This window comes from Micromonospora sp. NPDC006766 (assembly GCF_040636055.1).
Taxonomy (GTDB): Bacteria; Actinomycetota; Actinomycetes; order Mycobacteriales; family Micromonosporaceae; genus Micromonospora.
Genome location: NZ_JBEYIX010000004.1, coordinates 127,474 through 147,893, shown reverse-complemented (window position 1 = coordinate 147,893; position 20,420 = coordinate 127,474). Strand labels below are relative to the sequence as shown.

Sequence of the window (20,420 nt, the reverse complement as noted above, 5' to 3'; positions counted from 1 at the left end):
GGGAAGCCGGTCCGAGGCGATCAGCTCGTCCACGATGGCCAGGGCTTGCGCCGGGCCCGAGGCCATGGCCACGGCGACGGCCCGGTTGAGCTCGACCACCGGCGAGGGTGCGACCCGGCCGAGTGCCTCGTAGAGCACCAGTGAGCCGTCCGGGCCGGGAAGCGCGCGGCCGTCAGCTCGCACCACGCGAGCAGGCCGTGCACCTCCGGCTCGGCCGGTTGCAGCGCGGCCAGCGCGCGAGCCAGCCGGATCGCCTCGTACGCGGCGTCGGGGCGCAGCAGCCGGTCACCCGAGGTGGCCGTCGACCCCTCGGTGAAGATCACGTAGATGACGCTGAGCACGTCGCCCAGCCGTCACGCTCTCAGGCGTCTGCAGTGGACGCCGGCTTCAGTCGCTTGCGTTCGACAACGCTTGTTGCTGTCACCACACTCAGCGGCGGCACGTCCTTCGCGACAACGGCACCCGCGCCGACGACCGAGCCGCGACCGATTGTCACTCCCGGGGTGATCGTGGCTGCGGCGCCGATCCACACCTCATCCTCGATGACGATGGGCGCGTGCGTGATGAAGTCGTACCGTTCGTCGAGCTCGACGGGGTGGCCGGCCGTGCTCAGAGTCACTCGGGGCCCGATCAGGACGCGGTCACCGATGGTGATGCCCCCGTAGTCGAGGAAGAAGCATCCCTGGTTGATGAACACACGCTCCCCGAACGACGCTCCCAGCCCATAGTCGCAGTAGAACGGGGGCAGGATGGACAGCGAGTCAGGGATGGGTTTACCAAAGATCTCGGTCAGCACCGCCCTACGCGCGTCGAGGTCGTCAAACGGCAACATGTTGAGGCGCGAGGTCAGGCCCATGACGACCTGCACGCGCTCCGCGAAAGCTCGGGACTCGGGCGTCCGTGTTCGTAGACGTTGCTCGTTGCGCACGAGGCGATGCTCGCACAGCGAGTCGGAGACCCAACGCTGAACGTCCTCATCGTCGTCGCGCACGGGCCGCTTGGCATGAAGCCCGAGTTCGGACGTGCACCGGACTCGGCCGATCGCGGCCCCGATCTTCGGTGTCAACCTCAACCGGCCCCTGCGCCGAGCGGACCGCGAACCGGCGGCTCGTGTCCTCGACCTCGGCTGCGGAGAGGGAGCGCGGGCGCTGCAGGCCCTCGCTCACTACCCCGATGGGCACGCGGACGGCGTGGACCTCAGCCCGTACGCCCTCGAACGCGCCGCCGGCGCCGCCGCCGAACGCGGCCTCGCCCACCGGCTCACCTGCACCAGCGGGACGCCGGACGTACGTGCCGGACGGCGACTACGACTTGGTGCTGTGCGTTGGTTCGACACACGCGTTCGGCGGATTCGGTGAGACGCTGGAGTTGGCCGGTCGGCATGTGAATGCCGACGGTGTCCTGATGGTCGGTGCGGGATTCTGGCAGGTCCCGCCGACTCCGGAGGCACTCGCCGGACGCCAGCGGGGCGCTTACCGCCGTTCGAGAGCACCGCGATCAGTGGTCGCGCGGTTACCGCAACGTTCTGGGCTTCGTGACGCTGGTGCTACGCCGGATCTGATCGTGACGGTCGCCCCCATGGTCCGATCCTGTCAGCCGAACCTGGCCGCCAGGCGTCGGTACACCGCCGGCTGCAGCGCCCGCACCGCCACCGGCAGGCGCAGCCAGCCCGGCACGTACACCTCGGCCCGGTCCCGGACGATCGCGGCGGCCAGCGCGTCCGCCACCCGCTCCGGCGGCAGCGGCCGGGGCCGCCGGCGGTGGTAGGCCTGCCCCCGGCGGGCGAAGAACGGCGTGTCCACGACCCCGGGGACCACCACGCTGACGGTGACCCGGTGCCGGGCCAGCTCCAGCCGGAGGCTCTGCGCGAAGATGTCCAGACCGGCCTTGCTGGCCGCGTAGACCGCCTCCTGGCCCACGCCCAGCCGGCCGGCGATCGACCCCACGAAGGCCAGATGGCCCCCGTGGCGGCACATCCCGGGCAGCAACGCCCGGGTCAGCTCGATCGGCGCGCGAAGGTTCACCGCGATCAGCTCGTCGGCGGCCCCGTCCGGCATCTCGGCGAACGGCCCCGCCCAGCCGACGCCGGCGTTGTTGACCAGCACGTCCACCCGTGGGTGCCGGGCGAGGACCCGCTCGGCGAGATCCCGTCCGGCGTCGGGCCGGGCCAGGTCGGCCGGCAGCGCCGCGGCACCGGTCTCGTCGGCGAGCCGGGTGAGTCGTTCCGGGTGCCGGCCGACGGCCAGCACCTGGCTGCCCGCCCGGGTGAGCCGCCGCACCACCGCCGCCCCGATGCCCGAGGACGCGCCGGTGACCAGGACCACCGCGCCGGTCAGGCGCACCGCGCCACCCCCGGCGACGTCGGCCCTTCCCGCCGTCCGGCCGGCCCGCCGGCCGGCACCCGGTCGGTCGGCCCGCCGCCGGTCGCGGGCTCACCGGCGTCGACCTCGTGGAGCAGTTCGGCCAGGCCGGTGCGCAGGGCGGCGACGAACTCGTCGCCGGTGTCGGCCAGCGACTCGTCCATCAGCGCGCCGATCTCGAAGCTGTCTCGGCACCGCAGCACCCCGATGCCGAGGGGTACGCCTTCGGCCAGGGCAACCACCGGGGTGGGGGCCAGCAGCGGGGCGTCGGCGAGCAGCCGGGTGCCCCACGGCAGCGCCATGTAGGACACGATGACGTTGAGATGCCGGTTGGTGTAGACGCGTCGGGCCAGCGCGGCGTGCAGCGGCGCGGGTAGAACGCCCATCGCCCGCATGACCAGGCCGGCCGCCTCGGCTTCCCCGCTGGCCAGCGCGGTGCGCATGGACTGCCGTACGGCGGCGACCCGGTCCGTCGCCGCGCATGGCCCCAGCGGCAGGTCGAGGGTGACCGCGCCGGTCCAGTTGCCCTGGGTGGGAGCCCGCCGTCGGGGGTTGCGGGAAACCGCGAACATCGCCCGCAGCCGCGGCGGCCGGTCGGCCGGTCGGACGGCGGCCAGCGCCGCGGCGGTGAGCGCGAGCATCAGTTCGCTGGCGTGTGCCCGGCAGGCGCGCGCCGCGCGAAGCACCTCGCTGGCCGGCAGGGACGCGGTGACCAGCCGGCGGTCCGGTGAGCGGGCCGGACGGTTGAACCTGGTGGCCGGCGCCCTTCCCTGCGTGGCCAGCCGGGCCAGCCCCCGTGCGGTGAGCCGGAGCCGGTGGACCAGCTCACCCGGCTCGGACCCGCCGACGCCGACCCGCTCGGGCGCGCCGGGCGGGCGTTTCGCGCCGACCGCTCGGCGGTCGGGCCGGTCGAGCAGCCGGTCCAGGACGCCGATCACGGACACCCCGTCCCCGAGGCAGTGGTGCAGCTTGACCGCCAGCCGGGTACGCCCGTCAGGAAGGCCGCTGATCAGCATCATCCGCCAGAGCGGACGGTCGTCGGGCAGCGGCTGGGACCAGAATCGGTCCAGGACGGCGCTGCCGTCGTCGCCGGGGCCGACCGAGACCTCGTCGAGGTGGGCGGTGGGGTCGATGTGCCGGTCGATCACCCAGCCGGGCCGGTGCCACCGGCCACGGACGACCAGGCGGCGGCGCAGGGTGGCGATGGCGGGCAGCCGCCGGGACAGCAGGGCTACGAGATCCGTCGCGGTGAGCGCCTGGCCGTCGGGTCGGGGGTTGAACTCCAGCAGCGTGCCGATGTGCTGCGCCACCGTCTCCGACTGCACGTGCAGGAAGAACGCGTCCTGGGAACGCAGCGGCCAGCTGGCCGGGCGGGTGACCGTCGCCGGGCGGGTGTCGTCGGTCGATCTCCGCGCGTCGGCCAGCGCGGGCAGCCCGAGGTCCGGCAGGTGAGAATGCGCGGCGGGGGCGGGTGGTTCGGCGGCCTGCGGGCCGACGAGCCGGCTGCGGACGCAGGCGACGAGGGCGTTCGGGCTGCGGGCCGTCTCGGCCAGGCCGGCGGCGGCCATCAGCGAGGCGTTGGCCATGCCGTGCGCGGCGATGGGCCGGTACATCACGATGGGGGCGCCGGAGGCCCACGCCTCCAGCGCGGTGGCCCCGCCCGCGTTGGTCACCACCAGCCGGGCGGCCCGCAGCAGGGTGGGCATGTCGTCCACCCACTGCCGGATCAGCAGCCGATCGGGCGGCAGGCGCAGCGCCGCCAGCTGGGCGAGCAGTTGCTCGTTGCGGCCGCAGACGGCGACCACCTGCACCGCGTCGCCGATGTCGACCAGCGCACGGATGGCCTCCTCGACGTGCCCGAAGCCGTACGAGCCACAGGCCACCACCACTGCCGCCCGATTCGGGTCGAGGCCGCAGCGCCGGGCGGCCTCGATGCGGTCACCGGGATGGAACCGGTCGACCACCGGGGGCGCGCACACGCCCAGCCGTACGCCCGGGGCGGCGACCGCCGCGACGGGCAGCGCCGCCGGATGGACCACCAGATCCAGATCCAGGTCCCGGTAGACCCAGGACGGGTGCGGCGCGAAGTCGCAGATCCACGCCCCGATCGGGACGCCGAGGCCCCGGCGGCGGCGCAGCCAGGCGAGCCCGGCGCTGCCCAGCGGATAGCTGGAGACGATCAGGTCCGGGTCGAACGTCTCGACGACCGAAGCGAGTCGGCGACCGGCCCAGGCGCCCGTGAACCACTTGGAGGCGGTGGCGAACCAGCTGTGCCGCCAGATCGACGCCCAGAAGAATTCGTAGAGCCACGGCGTGGCCGCGACATTGGTCAGGTAGGTGCGCCGGAACAGGTGGCCGACCCCCGGGCCCATCACGTCGAGGGTGTCGATCCAGCCCACCTGGCTGCCCGGCCACAGTTTGTGCACCCGTTCGGCCAGAGCTCGCCCGGTGGCATCGTGCCCGCCGCCGATGTCGGCCGACACGACCAGCACCCGCCGGCCGATCGGCTCGGGGCGCATGGTCGCTGACATGTCGGATGCTCCCAGGCAATGCACGGAGAGGGGCGCCAGGAGCGCCTCTCGGGGGCGTTCATCAGCTTAACTGCTGGTTTAGACAAATCTGGGATACCTTCAAACATCGGACGGCCGACGGGCAGCAGCACGCCGGGGAGGACCATGACAGCGGGAACGCTGGAGCCGGGGCGGGCGCGACCCCACCCGCTGGGCGTACCCGCGCTGTCGCCGGTCCCACCCGGCTGGTGGTTCGACAGCCTGCTGGTCGCCGCCTTCGCCGCGCTCACCGCGGCCCTGGTCTGGTGGGCGCCGCTGCTGCGGCTGGACATCGCCGTACGGGACTGGTCCGACGCCCACCGGCCGACACCGGTGTACGTGCTGATGCGCGCCCTCGACTACCTCGGCCAAGGGGGCGCGCTGATCGTCGTCACCATGCTGGTGTCCGGCCGGCTGGCCTGGCGTCACCGGACGGCGCGCCCCGTCATTCTGGCCGGACTGGCTCCGATCATCAGTACACTGCTGATCGTCGGCCTGAAACGAGGGACCTCGCGAGGCGCGCCGCACCACGGCTCGGTACGCCTGTTCAGCCACGGTCCGGAGGTGGAATACCCGTCCGGGCACGTCAGCAACGCCATCGTCTACTACCTCGTGCTGGCGGTGCTGCTCGCGCCCTACCTGGCCGTGCCGGCGCGGCGGGTCCTGCAGTGGCTGCCCGGTGTGCTGACCTTCATCGGCACCACCTATCTGAACTACCACTGGCTCACCGACAGCATCGGTGGATACCTGCTCGGGCTGCTGATCGCGCGGCTGCTCCTGCGGGTGCCGTGGCGCACCGTTCCGCTCCCGCGCTGGCTGGACCGAGTACCGCCGTGATCCGCCGCCACGTTCGTACGAAGAAGGGGGTCAGATGACCGGGCGGGCGAGCGCATGATGCACGACGTGGGACAGTTGGTGGCGGGCGCCCCGCTGGCCCTGTGCGCCGCCGCGGCGTTCGGCGCGTCCTCGTTGCTGCAGTTCCAAGCCTCACGCAAGGTGCCCGAGGAGCGGGCCGGACAGCCGAGGCTGCTGGTACGGCTGCTCCGCGTTCGCGGCTGGCGCTGGTCGGCGGTGCTCGCGGCGATGGCGTTCGCCCTGCAGGTCGCGGCCCTGAGCCTGGTGCCGCTGATCCTCGTGCAGCCGCTGCTGGTGACCGGCCTGGTCTGGTACGTCGTGTTGTTCGCCGCGTCCCACCACCGCCGGCCGGACCCGCGGATCCTGCTGGAATCGGGGTTGTGCCTGCTCGGGCTCGGCCTCTTCCTGTCGGTCGCGCAGCCGGCCCGCGGCCAGGGCCGGGGGCTCGACTCGTTCGGGTCGGTCGCGCTGCTCGGCGTCGCGCTGGTGATCGCTGTGAGCGCGTGCCTGCTCGGTGCCGTGAAACTGGGCCGCAAGTGGCGTCCCTTGCCGCTGGCACTCGCGGCCGGCGTGGTTTACGGCGTGACAGCCGGGCTCATCAGCAGTCTCGGGCTGCAGCCCGGGCTCAACATCCTGGGAGTGTTCGGGCATTGGCAGATCTACGCCCTCGCCGTGCTCGGGCCGTTCGGCGTCCTGCTGAGCCAGAACGCCTACCAGGCCGGCCCGCTGGGCGCACCCGCCCTGGCCACGATCACCGTCACCGACCCGTTGGTGTCCATCGCGATCGGGCTCTTCTGGCTCGACGAGCGGATCATCACCGACTCCTGGGCGGTGCTGGGCGAGGTGCTCGGCTTGGCGATGGTGGTCGTCGCGGTCTTCCTCCTCGCCCGGCGGGCGCCGCACGTCGCCGGTGCGTAGTGGGCGCATCCGCCCCGTCCGGCGGGTGTGCGACCGGCGGCCCCGGGTACCCGGGGTGCTGAGCCAGGGGAGGCGGCGGGATGACGCACGAAGCACCGGACTACTTCCAGCCGGAGCACGGCATGGTGCTCACCCACCTGCTGATCGTGCGGGACGTGGACCGGTCCCGCGAGTTCTATCGGCAGGTGCTGGGCGCCACCGTGATCCGCGAGCGCGAGCCGGCGATCCTCCGGCTCCACAACGGCTACGTTGTGATCAACAACGAGGGCGGCCCCACCGACGACAAGCCGACCGTCCGGGCCCAGGCGCCGCCGGACCCGGACTCGCTCAGCTCTGCGATCAACATCCGGGTCACCGACGTGTGGGCCGTCTACGAGCAGTGGCGCTCCCGTGGCGGGGAGTTCCTCACCGAGCCGAAGGACCACGGGGTCGAGATCCGCTGCTATCTGCGCGACCCGGACGGCTACCTGATCGAACTCGGTCAGGGCACGGGCATCATCGCCCAGATGACCGGTACGCCCGCGCGCTGAGCGCGGCCGACACGATGCCCGGCAACCGGGGCCGGGGTCAGGCGCGTCCGGCGAGGCCGTGCAGGACCACCAGGCCGGGCACCTCGACGCGGCCGAGTTGCTCGCCCGTGGCCGAGTCGTGCCAGCTCACGGCGTTCTTCTGGCCCACGTAGAGGCGCCTGCCGTCGGGGCTGAGCACGAGGCCGGTGACGGGTTCGCGGACCGGCCATCCGGCGGCGGCGCTGAGGCGCTCCACGTCCAGCGTGCGTACCTCCGTGCCGGTGCCGACGAAGAGACGGTCGTGGCCGACGGCGGCGTGGCTGGCACCGCTGGCCGGAGGCAGGGTGGCCGTCCTGCGCACCACGAGCTCCTCGGTGGAGATCTCCGCGACGTGGCCCGAGGTGACGTCGAGGACGTAGAGCCGGTCGCCGGCCGGGCTGATCGCCATGGCGTGCCCGCTCGCGGGCGCCTCCCCGAACGGGTGTGGCAGGTCGACGCAGTACGCCCAGCGTTCGACGAGGTTCAAGGTGTGGACGAACGCGTGCGCGTTGCCGGGCCGCCCGCTGACCAGATCGCGGGTGTGCCGGTGGTCGGGCTGGTGGGTGTAGAGCGTGTAGAGGGTGGTGCGGTTGGGCGCGAGCACGGCCTGGCGCCCGTCGCCGCGCATTTCCTCCTCGGCACCGGGCGGGACGGGTGTCTTGAGCCGGGTGGACAGCGGGCCGGGTGCCCTCGTGGCGAGATCGACGACGCGGACGCGATAGCGGTCCGGTGCCCGCGCCGGCAGCCACTCGAGGACGAACAGCCCGGCGAGATCCGTGGTGAACGCCTCCGGCACGAAGTTGCCCCGTAGCTCGAAGCGGTGCCGGACCCCGGTGACGTCGGCGATCAGCACCGGGGTCACGTCCCGACCGTCCGGGCGCCCGTTCGTGGCATTGGCGGCATTCGAGGTGAGCGCCACCTGCGTGCCGTCGGCCGAGACCGACTGCGGCAGCCACTGCCCGGGCACGGTGACCCGCGTGGAGGCGCTGCCCGTGGCGGTGTCGATCCGCCAGAACGCGGTGCCCGCGCCGTCGGGTGCGGTGGCGTACACCGCCTGGCCGTCGGGGGCGGCGACCGCGTGCGGGATCGTCAGCCGTTCGCCACCGCGCAGCACGCCGAGCCCGCCGTCGACCTCGACGAGCAGGGTGTCGGGGATCGGGGTGGCCGCGCCCGCCTGCCGGCTCCCGGCCGGGTCGCAGCCGATCAGCGCCACCGTGCCGGTGCCGGCGAGCGCGGTCAGCAGGGTACGTCGCGAGATCGTCTTCTCTGCCATCATGCCGGAGTGACACCGCCGGAACGGCCGGGGTTCCGCGTCCGGTGGAACCCGCGTGGCGCGGCCGGTGTCATGAGTTCGTCCCCATCGGAGGTTGTCCTGGACGACGAAGATTTGGTCATCCGCGCCCGGGCCGGTGACCTGGAGTCCTATGAGCTCCTGGTCGCCCGGCACACCGCGTCCGCGTACCGGACGGCGGTGCTGCTCGGCGCGGGCTCGGACGCGGAGGACGTCATCCAGGAGGCGTTCGTGAAGGGACACCGCAGCCTCTCCCGCTATCGGGGAGAGTCGTCGTTCCGCTCGTGGCTGCTGGCGATCGTGGCCAACGAGACCCGCAACCTGCACCGGTCGCGCAGCCGGCGGGACGGTCTCGTGCTGCGCGCCGGCGCGGCCGAACCGCTGTCGGAGATCGCCGGGGACGTCGCGGTCGAGGCCGTCCTCGCCGGGGAACGCCGCGCCGCGCTGGTCCGGGCCCTGCGCCAGTTGCCGGTGCGGGACCGTGAGGTGATCGTCTGCCGGTTCTTCCTCGACCTCAGCGAGGACGAGACCGTGACGATGCTGGGTTGGCCCCGGGGCACGGTGAAGTCGCGGACGTCCCGGGCGCTGGCGAAGCTCCGTGGCCTGCTCGACCGCGAGGAGGTGCGGCGTGGATGACCTTGAGCGGGAGCTGCGCGACCTCGCCGGCTGGCTGCAGACCCCCGAACCGCCCGAGGTGGCGGCCCGCGTACGGGCACGGCTCACCGCGCCCGCGCCCGCGCGACGCCGTTGGCGCTACCTCGTCGCGGTGCTGATCGCCCTGCTCGTGGCGGTGCTTCCGCCGGCGCGGGCCGCCATCGCCGACGCGGTGGGAGGGCTGCTGCGCTTCGCCGGGGTCACCATCGCCACCTCGTCCGAACCGGCGTTGCCCACCGGCTCGCCGTCGCCGCTGCCGGCGCAGCGGCCCGCGGCCCTGGTCGAGGCGCAGCGGAAGGTGCTCTTCCCGATCCGGCTCCCGGCGAAGCTGGGCTCGCCCGAGCAGGTGCTGGTGGCCGATCCGGATTCCACGGGCACCTGCCGCGTGGCCACGTTGCTGTATCGCGGGGGAGCGCTGCGGGTCGACGCCTTCGACGGCCGGCTCGACCCGGCCTTTCAGAAGCAGGCCAGCGGGCTGGAAGTGCAGTGGGTCCAGGTCAAGGGTGACTTCGCCATCTGGATCGATGGGCCCCACGCTGTGACCTATGTGGACCGAACCGGCGCGGTCCGGGTGGAGACGGCCCGGCTCGCCGCCTCGACCCTGATCTGGCAGGAGGCCGGCGTGTCCTATCGGCTCGAGGGCGACCTCGCCATGTCCGAAGCGATCGAGGTCGCCAACTCGCTGGGCTAGCGCGGCGTCCAACCTGTGCACGATGCGGGGCCCAGACGGGTCCGGACATCGGGTGCGGGAACCCGAGGCGCCCGGCCGGTGTCCTGACAGTGGGTACGCACGAGCCGGATAGCCGGGCCGGCGCAGGCAGGTCGGGGAGGCACGATGAGGGCACGGGGCCGGGTATTGCTCGGGGCGGTGGTTCTGGCGGCGGGCTGCACGACGCCCGTCCCGGCGGTGCTTCCGGCCGCCACCCCCGCGACCGGCTGTGCGTCGCCGGTCGAGACGGGGGCGCTGCCCGACTGGGCGGACGAGGGCTTCAGCGACGTGTCCGCCAAGATCCCGCATGTCCTCGGCGCCGGGGGTGAGATCGTCGCGGTGCTGTTCGCCCACCCGCTGACCTGGGAGCGGACGGACGGCGCCAACAACAAGATCCTCTGGGTCTCCCGTCCCGCCCCGACGCCGTCCGCCCCGACAGGCGTGGCCGACCTGTTGATCACCGCGACCCTCGACGGCACCGATACGCGGGTGACGCGGGAGGTCCGCGGGGGGCCGGGCCCGTCGATCATCGACCTTCCGCACGCGGGCTGCTGGCACCTTGACCTGCGTTGGTCGGGGCGTACCGACACGGTGGATCTCGTCTACGCCGACGGTCGGGCCGCGTCGCGCGGCGGGTGAGCCGGCCGAGCCGACCGAGGCGCGCCGGGGCCAGCCGTTTCAGGTCCCTCTCAGCTGCCAGGGTGCACGCTGTATGCAGCCGGCCGGGTGGGGGAGCCGGGTGCAAGGAGTGAAAACGGATGAACTACCACCTTTTCCAGCTCATCAACGCCGCAGCCGGACGAAACGACCAGGTCGATGACGTCTTCGAATGGTCGGCCGTCTGGTTGATCTACGTGCTCGGCGTCGTTGCGGCGGTGCCCCTGCTGGGCGGCCTGCGGCAGGCACGGCCGGCGGTGGTACGCGTCGCGGCGGTGCTCGGCGTGGCGTTCGTGACCGGGCAGGTGGTGGCGGCCGTCAGCAGCGAGGTGCGACCGTTCCAGACCCACACCGTGCACCAGTTGATCCCGCACGATCCGGGGCCGTCGCTGCCCAGCGACCACGCCACGGCTGCGTTCGCGGTGGCGTTCGCGGTCGGCGCGTTCCTGTCCTGGCGCTGGGGAGCGGCGCTGTCCGTGCTGGCCGTGATTGTCGGGTTCGCCCGTATCTGGACCGGCGTGCACTACCCGGCGGACGTGCTCGTCGGCGCGCTCATCGCCGCCGCGGCGGTCGGCGTCGTGGGCGTCGGCGGGCGGACGTACGACCGATGGGCGCGGCGACGCGGTCCCAGCGCCGCCATCGGCCACTGACCGGCGTCTGCCCCAGCCCCTCCGTTGCCCTGCGCACCGAATGTTCCTTTAGTCGCGTATGCCGGATATAAGGCTCGTTGTCGAACTTGCCTCACTATGCTCCGAGGTGACATCCGCCCGGAACCACGGAGAAGCGTGAGTCACGATGAACGACGCGGAGACCATGGTCCTGCCCCGGCTCGGGCCGGCGGCGGCCAGCGTGGAAGACCCCTGGGGAGAAGGGCGTGCCGCCCCTCCCGGGCGTCCGCCGGTCGTCGCCCCGGCCCGACGGGTCGTGGCGTGGCTGGCACCGGCGCTGATGATGGCCGTGCTCAGCCTGGCCCACGCCGGCCGGCCCGGGCTCCGGGTTGAGGAAGCCGTGGCCTGGCGGGCGGCCACGTCGTCCTGGCGGGACATCCTCCACTCGGGCAGCACCGCCACGCCCTACCATCTGCTGATCCGGGCGTGGGCGGAGGCGTTCGGCGCCTCCGCATCCGCACTGCGCGTACCGTCTCTGCTGGCCATGACCGCTGCGGCCGCGCTCGTCGCCGCGACGGCGGCCAGGATGTTCGGGCCGGGCACCGGTCTCCTGGCCGGTGCGATCTTCGCGGTGCTGCCGACCTCGGCGCGGTACGCGCAGGAGGCCCAGCCGTACGCGTTGGCTTTGTTTGCCGCCGTGCTCGCCACCTCGCTGCTGCGGCCGGCCATCGAACGGCCCACGTTGCGTCGGCTCGTCGGATACGGCGGCTCGATCGTGCTGCTCGGCCTGTGCCACGTCGTCGGGCTTCTGCTGCTCGCCGGCCACGTCTGGACGGTCCTCGCCTTCCGGCGCAAGGCGGCGGCCCGATGGCTGGTGGCCGCCGCAGCGGGCCTGTTGCCGGCAGCCGCGCTGCTCTGGTCCGGGTGGGGACGCGACACACGGATCGGGCCGGTCTCCCACCCGAGTCCGCAGTTGCTGGCCGAGCTGCCGGGGCAACTGTTCGGCACCGCCGCGGTGGGGGCCGTGCTGCTCGGGCTGGCGCTGTTCAGCCTCCCGCTGCGCTACCCCGCCGCCATCTACTCGGCGTGGGCGGTGGTGCCGCCACTCGCCCTGTTGCTCGTCGCGCAGGCGACGCCGATCTGGGATCCGCGGTACCTGCTCTTCACCCTGCCGGCCTGGGCGACGCTCGGCGCGGTCGCCCTGGCCCGGCTGCCCGCCCGACGGGCGAATCCCTGACCGGTCGCCGCGCCCGCGATGTTCGCGCCACCGACGTTTCGATGTGCCCGCTCAGCATCAGCCACCGCCGAGTTCATGACGAGCAAGATCCAGACTCATGGGGGAACCGTGGCCGTCGCCGCCCAAACACGCCTGTCTCCAGCCAGGAAGAGAGGGCCGTCCCGCGACGGTCCAGGGCCCTCGGCGCGACCGCCGACCGGTCCGCGCCCGGACCGCCGTCAGCTGAACATCAAAGCCCGTCTCGCGTACGCGAGGTGCGGTGCGATCGCCGGTCCGCTGGCCGAGCCCCGGCACCCTCGGGCGGCGGTCGAGTTCCGCCACGTCGCCTCGCCCGTGGCACGGGCGATCCTCACCCTGCTCGTCCTCGTCAACAGCGCGGCTGGGCTGCTGTTCATCGGCTGGCTGCTGCTTCCCGAGCACGTACCCGGATCGGGGGTGATCGGGCTCGGCGACCCGCGGACGATGGCGGCCCGGCTCGGCTTCTGCGTGGTCGTCGGCGTCGAGCTGATCCGCCTCGCGCAGAACGTCGTCGTCTGGGTGTTCGCGTTCCACGCCAAGGACCCGGTCCCGGTGGATCCGCCGGTCGGCCTGCGGGTGGCCCTGCTCACCACGATCGTGCCCAGCAAGGAGCCGCTCGACGTCGTCGAACGGACCCTGCGCCGGCTGCGGCAGCTCGTGTACTGCGGCCAGGTCGACGTGTGGATCCTCGACGAGGGCGACGACCCGGCGGTGAAGGAGATGGCCGCGCGGCTCGGCGTACGCCACTTCAGCCGCCAGGGGAGGCCGGAGTACAACCAGCCCACGGGCGAGTTCCGCGCCCGGACGAAGTCGGGCAACCACAACGCCTGGCGGGCCGAACACGAGCACCGGTACGACGTGGTGGCCAACGTCGACCCGGACCACGTGCCCCTGCCCAACTTTCTCGAACGGACACTCGGCTACTTCCGCGACCCGGACGTCGCCTTCGTGGTGACACCACAGGTCTACGGCAACATGCACCAGAACTTCGTCGCGCACGGCGCCTCGGTCCAGCAGTACCTCTACAACGGGCTCATCGCCCGCGGCGGCAACGGCCTGGACGCGCCGCTGCTCACCGGCACCGGCCACCTCTACCGGCCGGCGGCGTGGCAGACCATCGGCGGCTACCAGGATTCGATCATCGAGGACCACCTGACCAGCATCCGCGTCCACGCCGCGGTCAACCCGGAGACGGGCAACCAGTGGAAGGGCGTCTACACCCCCGACGTGGTGGCCATCGGCGAGGGCCCGACGTCCTGGGCCGACTATTTCAACCAGCAGAAGAGGTGGGCGGCCGGCATCTGCGAGATCCTCGTCCGTCCCGAGCTGCGCGCGCCCCGAACCCTGCGGTCCCGGCGGCGCTGGCAGTACCGCCTGCTGCAGTTCTACTACCCGAGCGTGGCGGTCAGCCTGCTGCTGGGCAACGTCGCCACGGCGATGTACCTGCTCACCGGGGTCAGCACCGCGCGGCTCGACGTCACCGTGTGGTCGATGCTGTGGGGCTCGACCATCTGCACCTGGTTCGTGCTGTGGCTCTGGCTCCGCCGCTTCAACATCGCCCCCCACGAACGGGAGGAGATAGGCATGGTCGGTATGGCGCTGGCGCTGTTCGCCGGGCCCGTCTACGTGGCCGCCGGCGTCGCGGCGCTGCTGCGTCGCAAGCTCGGCTTCGTGGTGACGGCGAAGGGAAAGCTGCGCACCATCGAGTCGTTCGGGACCTTCCGGCTGCACCTCTGCTGGGCGGCCGTCGCCGCGGGACTGCTCGGCGCGAGCTTCGTGTTCGGCAACGACCTCGCCCTGCTCCGGGTGTGGCCGGTCCTGACGATCCTGACCGGTCTCGGTCCGCCGCTGATAGCGCTCGTTTCAAGTCTGCGGGCCAGGCGGCAGCAGCGCGACGACCCGAGCGGGCTTCTCGCTCGCGCCAAGAGCGAGGAACGGTCCGCGCCGACGGCACGGGTGGCGGCGGACGGGGGTGTGCGGTGCTGAGACTGACGGTTCCGCGGGTCGCGATGGCGTTGATCGGCGCCGCGCTGCTGACCTACACCTTCGCCCTGGCGCCGGCCGCCCTGCCCGGGAAGCGGGACCAGGCCATGCCCGACCGGCTGGCGCGCGCCGAACCGCACGCGGTGGTGACGGCCGAGGCGGTGGCGGAGACCGAACCGAGCCCGTCGCCGCCGCCGGCCCCGCCGGTCTTCCCGCCGGTCGGCAAGGCGTTCATCGGGGTCATGACACAGAAGGGCCCGTACGACTTCGCCGCGGTGGACGCGTTCGCGAAGGCCGCGAAGCGCCGGCCGCAGGTGATGCTCTTCGGCGCGGGGTGGGCGTCGGACCGGTTCAACCGGAAGCTGTTCGACCGGATCAGCGGCCGGGGCATGCTGCCGATGCTGGGCTGGGAACCGTGGGACTACGGTGTGGACGCCGCAGCGCGCAAGAAGGGACTGGCCCGCCGGCAGATCGACAAGCTCCGGTCCGAGCAGGCCGACTACCGGTTGTCCCGGATAGTGCACGGCGACTTCGACAACTACCTGCGGTCCTGGGCCGAAGGGATCAGGTCGCTCGGCTACCCGGTGGCCATCCGGCTCGCCCACGAGATGAACGGCAGTTGGTACCCGTGGTGCGAGATGTCCAACGGCAACCGCCCGGGCGACTACGTCAAGGCGTGGCGGCACGTGCACGACCTGTTCCGGAAGGCCGGCGTCAGCAACGTCATCTGGGTGTGGAGCCCGAACGCCAAGTGGAGCGACCACACGGCGAAACTCGCCACCCTCTATCCGGGCGACGCCTACGTCGACTGGGTGGGCATCAGCGGCTACTACGGCATGGGAGCATTCTCGAAGTACCGGTCCTTCGACGCGATCTTTAACGAGACCATCACGGAGATCCGCGCATTCAGCAAGAAGCCGCTGGTCATCACGGAGACCGGCGCCTCCGAGAACGACGGGCGCAAGGCCGAGTGGATCAGGGAGACGTTCCGGATGCTGCCGGCCCACCAGGACATCATCGGGCTCATCTGGTTCGAGGTGAACAAGGAACAGGACTGGCGCATCGAAAGCTCGCCCGCCGCGGCGACGGCCTTCGCTCAGGCGGTCGCCGAACCCCGGTACGACCTGACATGGGCACCGGACCTGCCGCCGCGCACGGAACTCGACGGGTAGCGGTTGTCACGCCCAGGCGGCGGCTCGATGACCGCCCGTCACCTCATCGTCGGCCACGTCCGCGGCCGTACAGGGTGAGGGCGTTGCAGACGTCGAAAACGCCGGTGACGTCCCAGGCCAGGTCGCCGGCCGCCCGCCGGGTGGCCGGGTCGGCGACCATCCCGGTGAGGATGACCACCCGGTTCTGCACGCTCACCGAGATCTGCTGACGACGGGTGGTCCAGTCGGCGCTCAGCCGTTGTGCCACCAGCGCGGCGATGCGCAGGTCCTCCTCGTGGACTCCGTCGTTGCCCAGGTAGGGGTTGTGCTCGGGGTATGGCCAGGGCATCACTGGGCGGCCTCCGTGGTCGTCACCGGCGCGGCGGGCGCCACCGGACTGTGCTGAACGGGCGGGTGCTCACCGGGCGGCCGATTCTGCCGGGCCCTGCCGGTCGTGGGCACCGGGCGGCTGGGTTCCGCCGACGGCTTGGCGGTTCGTTGGAAAGCAACCGTACGGGTGGGGATGACCGGGAAGACGCTGTCCAGCCGCATCGTGTGCAGCACGGTCCGGACGAAGCGGGACGGCGCCACCAGGCAGAGCACCTTGCCGTCCTGTCGCGCCTCCTGACGGGCGCGCACCAGCAGGCCGAGACCGGCGGAGTCGATGGTGCGCACCTCGGCGAGGTCGACCAGCACCTGCCGGTCGAGGGTGACCGCTTCGGTCAGCGCCCGCCGCACCGCTTCCGCCGACCCCGGGTGCCCGGCCGCCCGATCGTCGCCGGCCCCGTCGAGGTCGTCGACCCCGAGCGCGTCGTCGCGGCCGGGCATCCGCCTCCCGCCCGCGCCGTCGTCACCGCCGTCATCCGGTTGTCGGCCGCAGCGAGGGCAGAGGTGAGGACCGGCGGCGAAGGGGGAACCGGTCCAGCCGTGCTCGAACACCAGTGTCCAGACGACCTCGGCGTCGGGCAGGACGGAGGCGTTCCCGGTGACCGTGTCGCCGCAGTCGTCGCAGATCAAACTCATCAAATGGTCCGCCGGTACGACCGTCATGCCTTTCCTTTCGCGCTGTGCCCGTACCGACGTGCGGGCTTGGCGGTTGCCGGATGGTGTGCGGGCTCAGGACCGGGTGACATCGCCGCCCCGGCGTCCCGCGGCGACGACCCCGAGCACCACCGCAGGAACCGCGAAGCCGATCTGGGCGAGCAGTCGGGGAAGCGTCGGGTCCACGTCGACGCCGATCAGGCGGATGGTGACGGAGCCCAGTAGCGCGGCGGCCACACCGAGGGCGACCGTCAACCACACGGGGGCGGCCTTCGGCCCCGGCAGAACCAGCCTGCCTACGATGCCGACCACGAGGCCGACGGCGAGGGCGCTGAGGAGCGCACTGCCGGTCACTGATTCCTCCTTGGACTTGGCTTCGGCGGCGGGTTCAGGGCCGCGTGACGACCCGAGCCCGCCCGAGCGCCGGTCTCGCCGGACCGCCGCCGGCCGGGTCATTCATGGCGGGGGTGGCATCGGCGACCTGCCGCGGCTGGTCAGGACCGGCGGTGTCCAGGATGCGGCGGATCCGCGGGTGGGGATCGCGGAGCGTGAGAACGCCGCCTCGTCGAGTCATCCGTCGCTGGGCGTCGAGCAGTAACCCGATGGCGGCCGCGTCGAGGTGCCGGCACTCGGACAGGTCGATCACCACCTCCCCGGGTTGCAGGGACAGGATCCGGTCCAGAACCGCGCCGACCTCCGACAGCCGGGACAGGGCGAGTTCCGAGGTGATGTCCAGCTCGACCCGGGGCACCCGGCACTCCGCTGGGAGTGGTTGGTGCGTGGTCACTCAGGGCTCCTCTGCGGCTTGGTTTGCTGCTGTTCCACACCCTGCGTGCTGATCGTGGAGTTCGTCGCGCGGTGGTATGACAGTTGTGTGACAAATCCGCATCGAAAATTGCGGGGTTGGTGATCCGGGGTTCGGCCAGGGATGATGCCCGGGTGACAGCCGTACTGGTGATCGAGGACGACGACCGGATCCGGCTCGCGCTGTTGCTCGCGCTGGAGGAGGAGGGTTACACGGCGTACGGGGCAGCGAGCGCCGAGGAGGGGCTGCGCCGGCAACGCCAGGACCCGGCGGACAACGTGCTCGTCGACCTCATGCTGCCCGGGCTGGACGGATTCGATTGCATCCGACAGCTTCGCCGCGACGACGACGTACCGATCGTGGTGGTCAGCGCCCGCGACGACACGCACGACATCGTGGCCGCGCTGGAGGCCGGCGCCGACGATTACCTGGTCAAGCCGGTGGCGATCAAGGAGTTGTCCGCCCGATTGCGGGCGTTGCGCCGCCGGGGCCGGGCCGTCGTCACGTCCACCGCGGTGCAGGTCTTCGGCGATCTGGAGATCAGCGCGGACGCTGGTGAGGTCCGCCGCGCCGGCCGACCCGTCGCGGTCACCAGGACCGAGTTCCGTCTGCTCTGCGAGCTGGCCCAGCACGCCGGCAAAGTGCTGTCCCGCCAACAGTTGCTGCAGCGGGTGTGGGGATACGACACCGGCGACGAGCGGCTGGTCGACGTGCACGTGGGCCGGTTGCGTCAGAAGATCGAGGAGGATCCGGGCAACCCGCGCTACCTGGTGACCCTCCGTGGCCTCGGCTACAAGCTGCAGAGATGAATCGTCTCGGACTGCGCGCCCGGGTCACCGCCGCGTTCGCCATCGGCGCGCTGCTGCTCGCTGCGGCGATGGCCCTCTTCTCGTACGACCTGACCCGGCGGTCCCTGCTCGACGAGCGGGAACGCGCCGCGATCCGGGCGGCCCACTTCGACGCCGCGGTCGTCCGTGCGGGCCTGGACACGGATACGCCGGACGTCGCCGAGGTGCTTCGTTCGCTGGACACCGGCAGCGCACGGCGGCCCCTGCTGCAGCGCGACGGCCGGTGGTACGCCCGTACCGCGGAGATCGGCGCCAGTTCGGTTCCGCCCGAGCTGCAGCGAATGGTCCGCTCCGGCGAGCCGGCCGTCCAGCGGATCCGGACGGACGGGCAGCCGGCCCTGCTGGTCGGCGTTCCGCTCTCGCCGACCACCAGCTATTACGAACTGACCTCGCTGCGCGAGGTCGAGCAGACCTTTCAGCTGGTCGGGCTCACCCTGACCGCGGTCGCCATCATGGTCGCCGGCTCGGGTGCCGCACTCGGCTGGTACGCCACCCGGCACAGCCTCCGCCCGCTGACCGCCGTCGCCGACGCCGCCGAACGGATCGCTGCCGGTGACCTCAGCACCCGCCTCGATCCCGCCACCGATCCTGACCTCACCCGCCTGTCCACCTCGTTCAACCGGATGGTGGAGCAACTAATCCGGCACATCGAGCGGGACCGACGTTTCGCCGCCGATGTCAGCCACGAACTGCGTTCTCCGCTGCAGACGCTGGCCGCGGCGGCGAGCGTGCTGGACCGCCGCCGCGAACATCATGACGAACGCACCGCCACTGCCGCCGGCCTCGTGGCGGACGAGATCGCCCGCTTCCAGCGGCTGGTCGACGACCTGATCGAGCTGGCCCGCACCGAGCAGCCCGTGCACCGTGAGCGCGTCGACGTCGAGGCGTTGGCCCGGGACGCCTGCCGGACACACGGGCTGCCGGACGAGCTGGTGCGGTCCGCCCCCGCCGGCGGTGAATGGCTGGTCGACCGGCGCCGCGTGGCGCAGATCCTGCTCAATCTGGTGGAGAACGCGGTCCGTTACGCCGGGGGGCCGGTGGAGGTGCGGTTGGCCTGCGACGACGAGGGCACCGGCATCATCGAGGTGGACGACGACGGTCCGGGGGTGCCGGCGCCGGATCGTGAGGTGATTTTCGCCCGCTTCGTCCGGGGTCGGGCCGCCCACGCCCGGGCCGGCACCGACGGGACCGGCCTCGGTCTCGCGCTCGTCGCCGGACACGCGGCCATGCATGGCGGCCGGGCCACGGTGACCGACCGCCCCGAGGGTGGAGCCCGGTTCCGGGTGGAGCTGCCGGGGTGCCTGCCGTGAACCGGCGCGTGTCGATCGTGGCCGTGGCGGCGTTGCTGCTCGCCGGGTGCGGCGTACCCGTGGACGAGGAGCCCCGCCGCGTGCCGGGCCCACCCCGGGCCTACAGCCCGCCGGCCGGCGACGGTGCCGCGTCGAACGCCGGACGGGTGAACGAGTCACTCTGCTTCGTCCGGGATGACCGCCTGCGGACCGTCGTGCGACGCGTGGACTACCTGCCCGACGTCGACACGCACCTGCGGCACCTGCTGGCCGGGCCCGGGGACGCGGAGCGGGACGTGGGCTTCACCAGTGCCCTGGCCGGCACCACCTCGGTGGCCGGCGCCCGGCTCAGCGGCGGCGTCGCCGAGGTCGAGGTCGGCGGGCCCAGCGACGAGACCGGACGCAGCGACCAGATCGTCGCGTACGGCCAGATCGTCTGCACGTTGTCCAGCCGCGCCGACGTGCACGGTGTCACGTTCAGCCGGTACGGTCAGCCGTTGGCGGTGCCGCGGGCCGACGGATCGCTTTCCGTGGTGCCGCTCACCGCGACCGACTACGCGCCGTTGATCGGGCGGCGTTGAGCCGCCCTCGACGCCGGCACCCCGACGGGATGCCGGCGTCGAGCCGCCCGGTCAGCCCTTGGCCTGCCGCTTGGCCATTTGCGGCGACTCGCCTTTGCCGGCGCTCTTGAGCGCCTGCTGCAACTGCCCCTCGGTCATCTTGGAGTTGCCCTCGATGCCCGCGTTGTGGGCCTGTTTGCGCAGGTCGTGAAGTCGCTCCTGGTTACCCATGTCAACCTCCCGCCTCGACGGCGGCGCGGTTACCGGATCCGCGCCATGGCAACACTCGGCTTCCCGACCGGGCCGACGGCAAACCGTCCTGGCGTCACCGCCCGCGTC

23 protein-coding genes and 1 pseudogene are annotated in these 20,420 nt (G+C 72.3%); 14 read left to right on the top strand and 10 right to left on the bottom strand.

Annotation, left to right across the window (positions count from 1 at the left end; all coding sequences use genetic code 11):
* Window positions 1–20: 20 nt before the first annotated feature.
* Window positions 21–341: a DUF6596 domain-containing protein gene (locus ABZ671_RS07965; protein ID WP_357853070.1), complete on the bottom strand. Its 321-nt coding sequence runs from the start codon at window positions 339–341 to the stop codon at window positions 21–23.
* Window positions 342–361: 20 nt separating this feature from the next.
* A complete protein-coding gene (locus tag ABZ671_RS07960) occupies window positions 362–991 on the bottom strand; it encodes a sugar O-acetyltransferase (protein WP_357853067.1) in 630 nt (209 codons plus the stop codon).
* Between the two features lie 31 nt (window positions 992–1,022).
* On the opposite strand from ABZ671_RS07960, the gene ABZ671_RS07955 reads away from it, so the two are divergent.
* On the top strand, window positions 1,023–1,358 hold the full coding sequence (locus ABZ671_RS07955) for a class I SAM-dependent methyltransferase (RefSeq protein WP_357853064.1): 336 nt from the start codon (window positions 1,023–1,025) through the stop codon (window positions 1,356–1,358).
* 234 nt (window positions 1,359–1,592) lie between these two features.
* Here ABZ671_RS07955 and ABZ671_RS07950 read toward each other — a convergent pair whose 3' ends face one another.
* Both ABZ671_RS07950 and ABZ671_RS07945 read right to left on the bottom strand, forming a co-directional pair.
* On the bottom strand, window positions 1,593–2,342 hold the full coding sequence (locus ABZ671_RS07950) for an SDR family oxidoreductase (protein ID WP_357853061.1): 750 nt from the start codon (window positions 2,340–2,342) through the stop codon (window positions 1,593–1,595).
* Complete coding sequence (locus ABZ671_RS07945; RefSeq protein ID WP_357853058.1) at window positions 2,333–4,891, bottom strand: wax ester/triacylglycerol synthase domain-containing protein; 2,559 nt, start codon at window positions 4,889–4,891, stop codon at window positions 2,333–2,335. Before ABZ671_RS07945 ends, ABZ671_RS07950 begins: the two co-directional genes overlap by 10 nt.
* Before the next feature lie 144 nt (window positions 4,892–5,035).
* Here ABZ671_RS07945 and ABZ671_RS07940 point away from each other — a divergent pair, with 144 nt between their 5' ends.
* The 3 genes from ABZ671_RS07940 (at window position 5,036) to ABZ671_RS07930 (ending at window position 7,212) form a co-directional block, all read left to right on the top strand.
* The gene (locus tag ABZ671_RS07940) at window positions 5,036–5,746 is read left to right on the top strand and encodes a phosphatase PAP2 family protein (RefSeq protein WP_357853055.1); all 711 of its coding nucleotides are present in this window, start codon (window positions 5,036–5,038) and stop codon (window positions 5,744–5,746) included.
* A 66-nt stretch (window positions 5,747–5,812) separates the two neighbouring features.
* Complete coding sequence (locus tag ABZ671_RS07935; RefSeq protein ID WP_357853052.1) at window positions 5,813–6,682, top strand: DMT family transporter; 870 nt, start codon at window positions 5,813–5,815, stop codon at window positions 6,680–6,682.
* 80 nt (window positions 6,683–6,762) lie between these two features.
* Window positions 6,763–7,212, top strand: a complete 450-nt coding sequence (locus tag ABZ671_RS07930) for a VOC family protein (RefSeq protein ID WP_357853049.1) — start codon at window positions 6,763–6,765, stop codon at window positions 7,210–7,212.
* 37 nt (window positions 7,213–7,249) lie between these two features.
* On the opposite strand, the gene ABZ671_RS07925 is transcribed toward ABZ671_RS07930, so the two are convergent.
* Complete coding sequence (locus ABZ671_RS07925; RefSeq protein WP_357853046.1) at window positions 7,250–8,506, bottom strand: hypothetical protein; 1,257 nt, start codon at window positions 8,504–8,506, stop codon at window positions 7,250–7,252.
* Between the two features lie 69 nt (window positions 8,507–8,575).
* Between ABZ671_RS07925 and ABZ671_RS07920 the strand changes: the two genes are divergently transcribed.
* The 7 genes from ABZ671_RS07920 (at window position 8,576) to ABZ671_RS07890 (ending at window position 15,559) form a co-directional block, all read left to right on the top strand.
* Window positions 8,576–9,157: an RNA polymerase sigma factor gene (locus ABZ671_RS07920; RefSeq protein WP_357853043.1), complete on the top strand. Its 582-nt coding sequence runs from the start codon at window positions 8,576–8,578 to the stop codon at window positions 9,155–9,157.
* A complete protein-coding gene (locus tag ABZ671_RS07915; RefSeq protein ID WP_357853040.1) occupies window positions 9,150–9,866 on the top strand; it encodes a hypothetical protein in 717 nt (238 codons plus the stop codon). The genes ABZ671_RS07920 and ABZ671_RS07915 overlap by 8 nt, the downstream gene beginning before the upstream one ends.
* Window positions 9,867–10,010: 144 nt before the next feature.
* Entirely contained in the window at window positions 10,011–10,523 is a 513-nt protein-coding gene (locus ABZ671_RS07910; RefSeq protein ID WP_357853037.1) for a hypothetical protein, read from the top strand.
* Window positions 10,524–10,642: 119 nt separating this feature from the next.
* The gene (locus ABZ671_RS07905) at window positions 10,643–11,191 is read left to right on the top strand and encodes a phosphatase PAP2 family protein (RefSeq protein ID WP_357853034.1); all 549 of its coding nucleotides are present in this window, start codon (window positions 10,643–10,645) and stop codon (window positions 11,189–11,191) included.
* Between the two features lie 145 nt (window positions 11,192–11,336).
* A complete protein-coding gene (locus tag ABZ671_RS07900) occupies window positions 11,337–12,386 on the top strand; it encodes a glycosyltransferase family 39 protein (RefSeq protein ID WP_357853031.1) in 1,050 nt (349 codons plus the stop codon).
* A 333-nt stretch (window positions 12,387–12,719) separates the two neighbouring features.
* Window positions 12,720–14,390: a glycosyltransferase family 2 protein gene (locus ABZ671_RS07895; RefSeq protein WP_357853028.1), complete on the top strand. Its 1,671-nt coding sequence runs from the start codon at window positions 12,720–12,722 to the stop codon at window positions 14,388–14,390.
* Entirely contained in the window at window positions 14,384–15,559 is a 1,176-nt protein-coding gene (locus tag ABZ671_RS07890; RefSeq protein WP_357853025.1) for a glycosyl hydrolase, read from the top strand. The genes ABZ671_RS07895 and ABZ671_RS07890 overlap by 7 nt, the downstream gene beginning before the upstream one ends.
* Before the next feature lie 43 nt (window positions 15,560–15,602).
* On the opposite strand, the gene ABZ671_RS07885 is transcribed toward ABZ671_RS07890, so the two are convergent.
* The 4 genes and pseudogenes from ABZ671_RS07885 to ABZ671_RS07870 all read right to left on the bottom strand — a co-directional run bounded on the left by ABZ671_RS07885 (window position 15,603) and on the right by ABZ671_RS07870 (window position 17,366).
* Window positions 15,603–15,887, bottom strand: coding sequence for a BON domain-containing protein (locus tag ABZ671_RS07885; RefSeq protein ID WP_357853023.1), 285 nt, complete (start codon window positions 15,885–15,887; stop codon window positions 15,603–15,605).
* A 173-nt stretch (window positions 15,888–16,060) separates the two neighbouring features.
* A pseudogene (locus ABZ671_RS07880) lies at window positions 16,061–16,588 on the bottom strand (STAS domain-containing protein); the annotation flags it as partial.
* A gap of 66 nt (window positions 16,589–16,654) precedes the next feature.
* Window positions 16,655–16,933 (bottom strand): hypothetical protein, encoded by a 279-nt coding sequence (locus ABZ671_RS07875; RefSeq protein ID WP_357853020.1) that lies wholly within the window; start codon window positions 16,931–16,933, stop codon window positions 16,655–16,657.
* A gap of 34 nt (window positions 16,934–16,967) precedes the next feature.
* Entirely contained in the window at window positions 16,968–17,366 is a 399-nt protein-coding gene (locus tag ABZ671_RS07870) for an STAS domain-containing protein (RefSeq protein ID WP_357853017.1), read from the bottom strand.
* Between the two features lie 152 nt (window positions 17,367–17,518).
* On the opposite strand from ABZ671_RS07870, the gene ABZ671_RS07865 reads away from it, so the two are divergent.
* The 3 genes from ABZ671_RS07865 to ABZ671_RS07855 are packed head-to-tail and all read left to right on the top strand — an operon-like array spanning window position 17,519 to window position 20,102.
* Window positions 17,519–18,193 carry a response regulator transcription factor gene (locus ABZ671_RS07865; protein ID WP_357853014.1) on the top strand — a complete coding sequence of 225 codons (675 nt, stop codon included), beginning with the start codon at window positions 17,519–17,521 and terminating at the stop codon, window positions 18,191–18,193.
* Complete coding sequence (locus ABZ671_RS07860) at window positions 18,190–19,542, top strand: HAMP domain-containing sensor histidine kinase (protein ID WP_357853011.1); 1,353 nt, start codon at window positions 18,190–18,192, stop codon at window positions 19,540–19,542. The genes ABZ671_RS07865 and ABZ671_RS07860 overlap by 4 nt, the downstream gene beginning before the upstream one ends.
* Window positions 19,539–20,102 (top strand): GerMN domain-containing protein, encoded by a 564-nt coding sequence (locus ABZ671_RS07855; RefSeq protein WP_357853008.1) that lies wholly within the window; start codon window positions 19,539–19,541, stop codon window positions 20,100–20,102. Before ABZ671_RS07860 ends, ABZ671_RS07855 begins: the two co-directional genes overlap by 4 nt.
* 51 nt (window positions 20,103–20,153) lie before the next feature.
* Here ABZ671_RS07855 and ABZ671_RS07850 read toward each other — a convergent pair whose 3' ends face one another.
* Complete coding sequence (locus ABZ671_RS07850) at window positions 20,154–20,312, bottom strand: hypothetical protein (protein WP_357853005.1); 159 nt, start codon at window positions 20,310–20,312, stop codon at window positions 20,154–20,156.
* Window positions 20,313–20,420 lie beyond the last annotated feature (108 nt).

Bases quoted from the DNA above. Each gene is read 5' to 3' on its own strand.
- ABZ671_RS07945 (WP_357853058.1), bottom strand. From the start codon at position 4,891: ATGTCAGCGACCATGCGCCCCGAGCCGATCGGCCGGCGGGTGCTGGTC.
- ABZ671_RS07940 (WP_357853055.1), top strand. From the start codon at position 5,036: ATGACAGCGGGAACGCTGGAGCCGGGGCGGGCGCGACCCCACCCGCTG.
- ABZ671_RS07930 (WP_357853049.1), top strand. From the start codon at position 6,763: ATGACGCACGAAGCACCGGACTACTTCCAGCCGGAGCACGGCATGGTG.
- ABZ671_RS07925 (WP_357853046.1), bottom strand. From the start codon at position 8,506: ATGATGGCAGAGAAGACGATCTCGCGACGTACCCTGCTGACCGCGCTC.
- ABZ671_RS07920 (WP_357853043.1), top strand. From the start codon at position 8,576: ATGAGTTCGTCCCCATCGGAGGTTGTCCTGGACGACGAAGATTTGGTC.
- ABZ671_RS07910 (WP_357853037.1), top strand. From the start codon at position 10,011: ATGAGGGCACGGGGCCGGGTATTGCTCGGGGCGGTGGTTCTGGCGGCG.
- ABZ671_RS07905 (WP_357853034.1), top strand. From the start codon at position 10,643: ATGAACTACCACCTTTTCCAGCTCATCAACGCCGCAGCCGGACGAAAC.
- ABZ671_RS07900 (WP_357853031.1), top strand. From the start codon at position 11,337: ATGAACGACGCGGAGACCATGGTCCTGCCCCGGCTCGGGCCGGCGGCG.
- ABZ671_RS07885 (WP_357853023.1), bottom strand. From the start codon at position 15,887: ATGCCCTGGCCATACCCCGAGCACAACCCCTACCTGGGCAACGACGGA.
- ABZ671_RS07860 (WP_357853011.1), top strand. From the start codon at position 18,190: ATGAATCGTCTCGGACTGCGCGCCCGGGTCACCGCCGCGTTCGCCATC.
- ABZ671_RS07850 (WP_357853005.1), bottom strand. From the start codon at position 20,312: ATGGGTAACCAGGAGCGACTTCACGACCTGCGCAAACAGGCCCACAAC.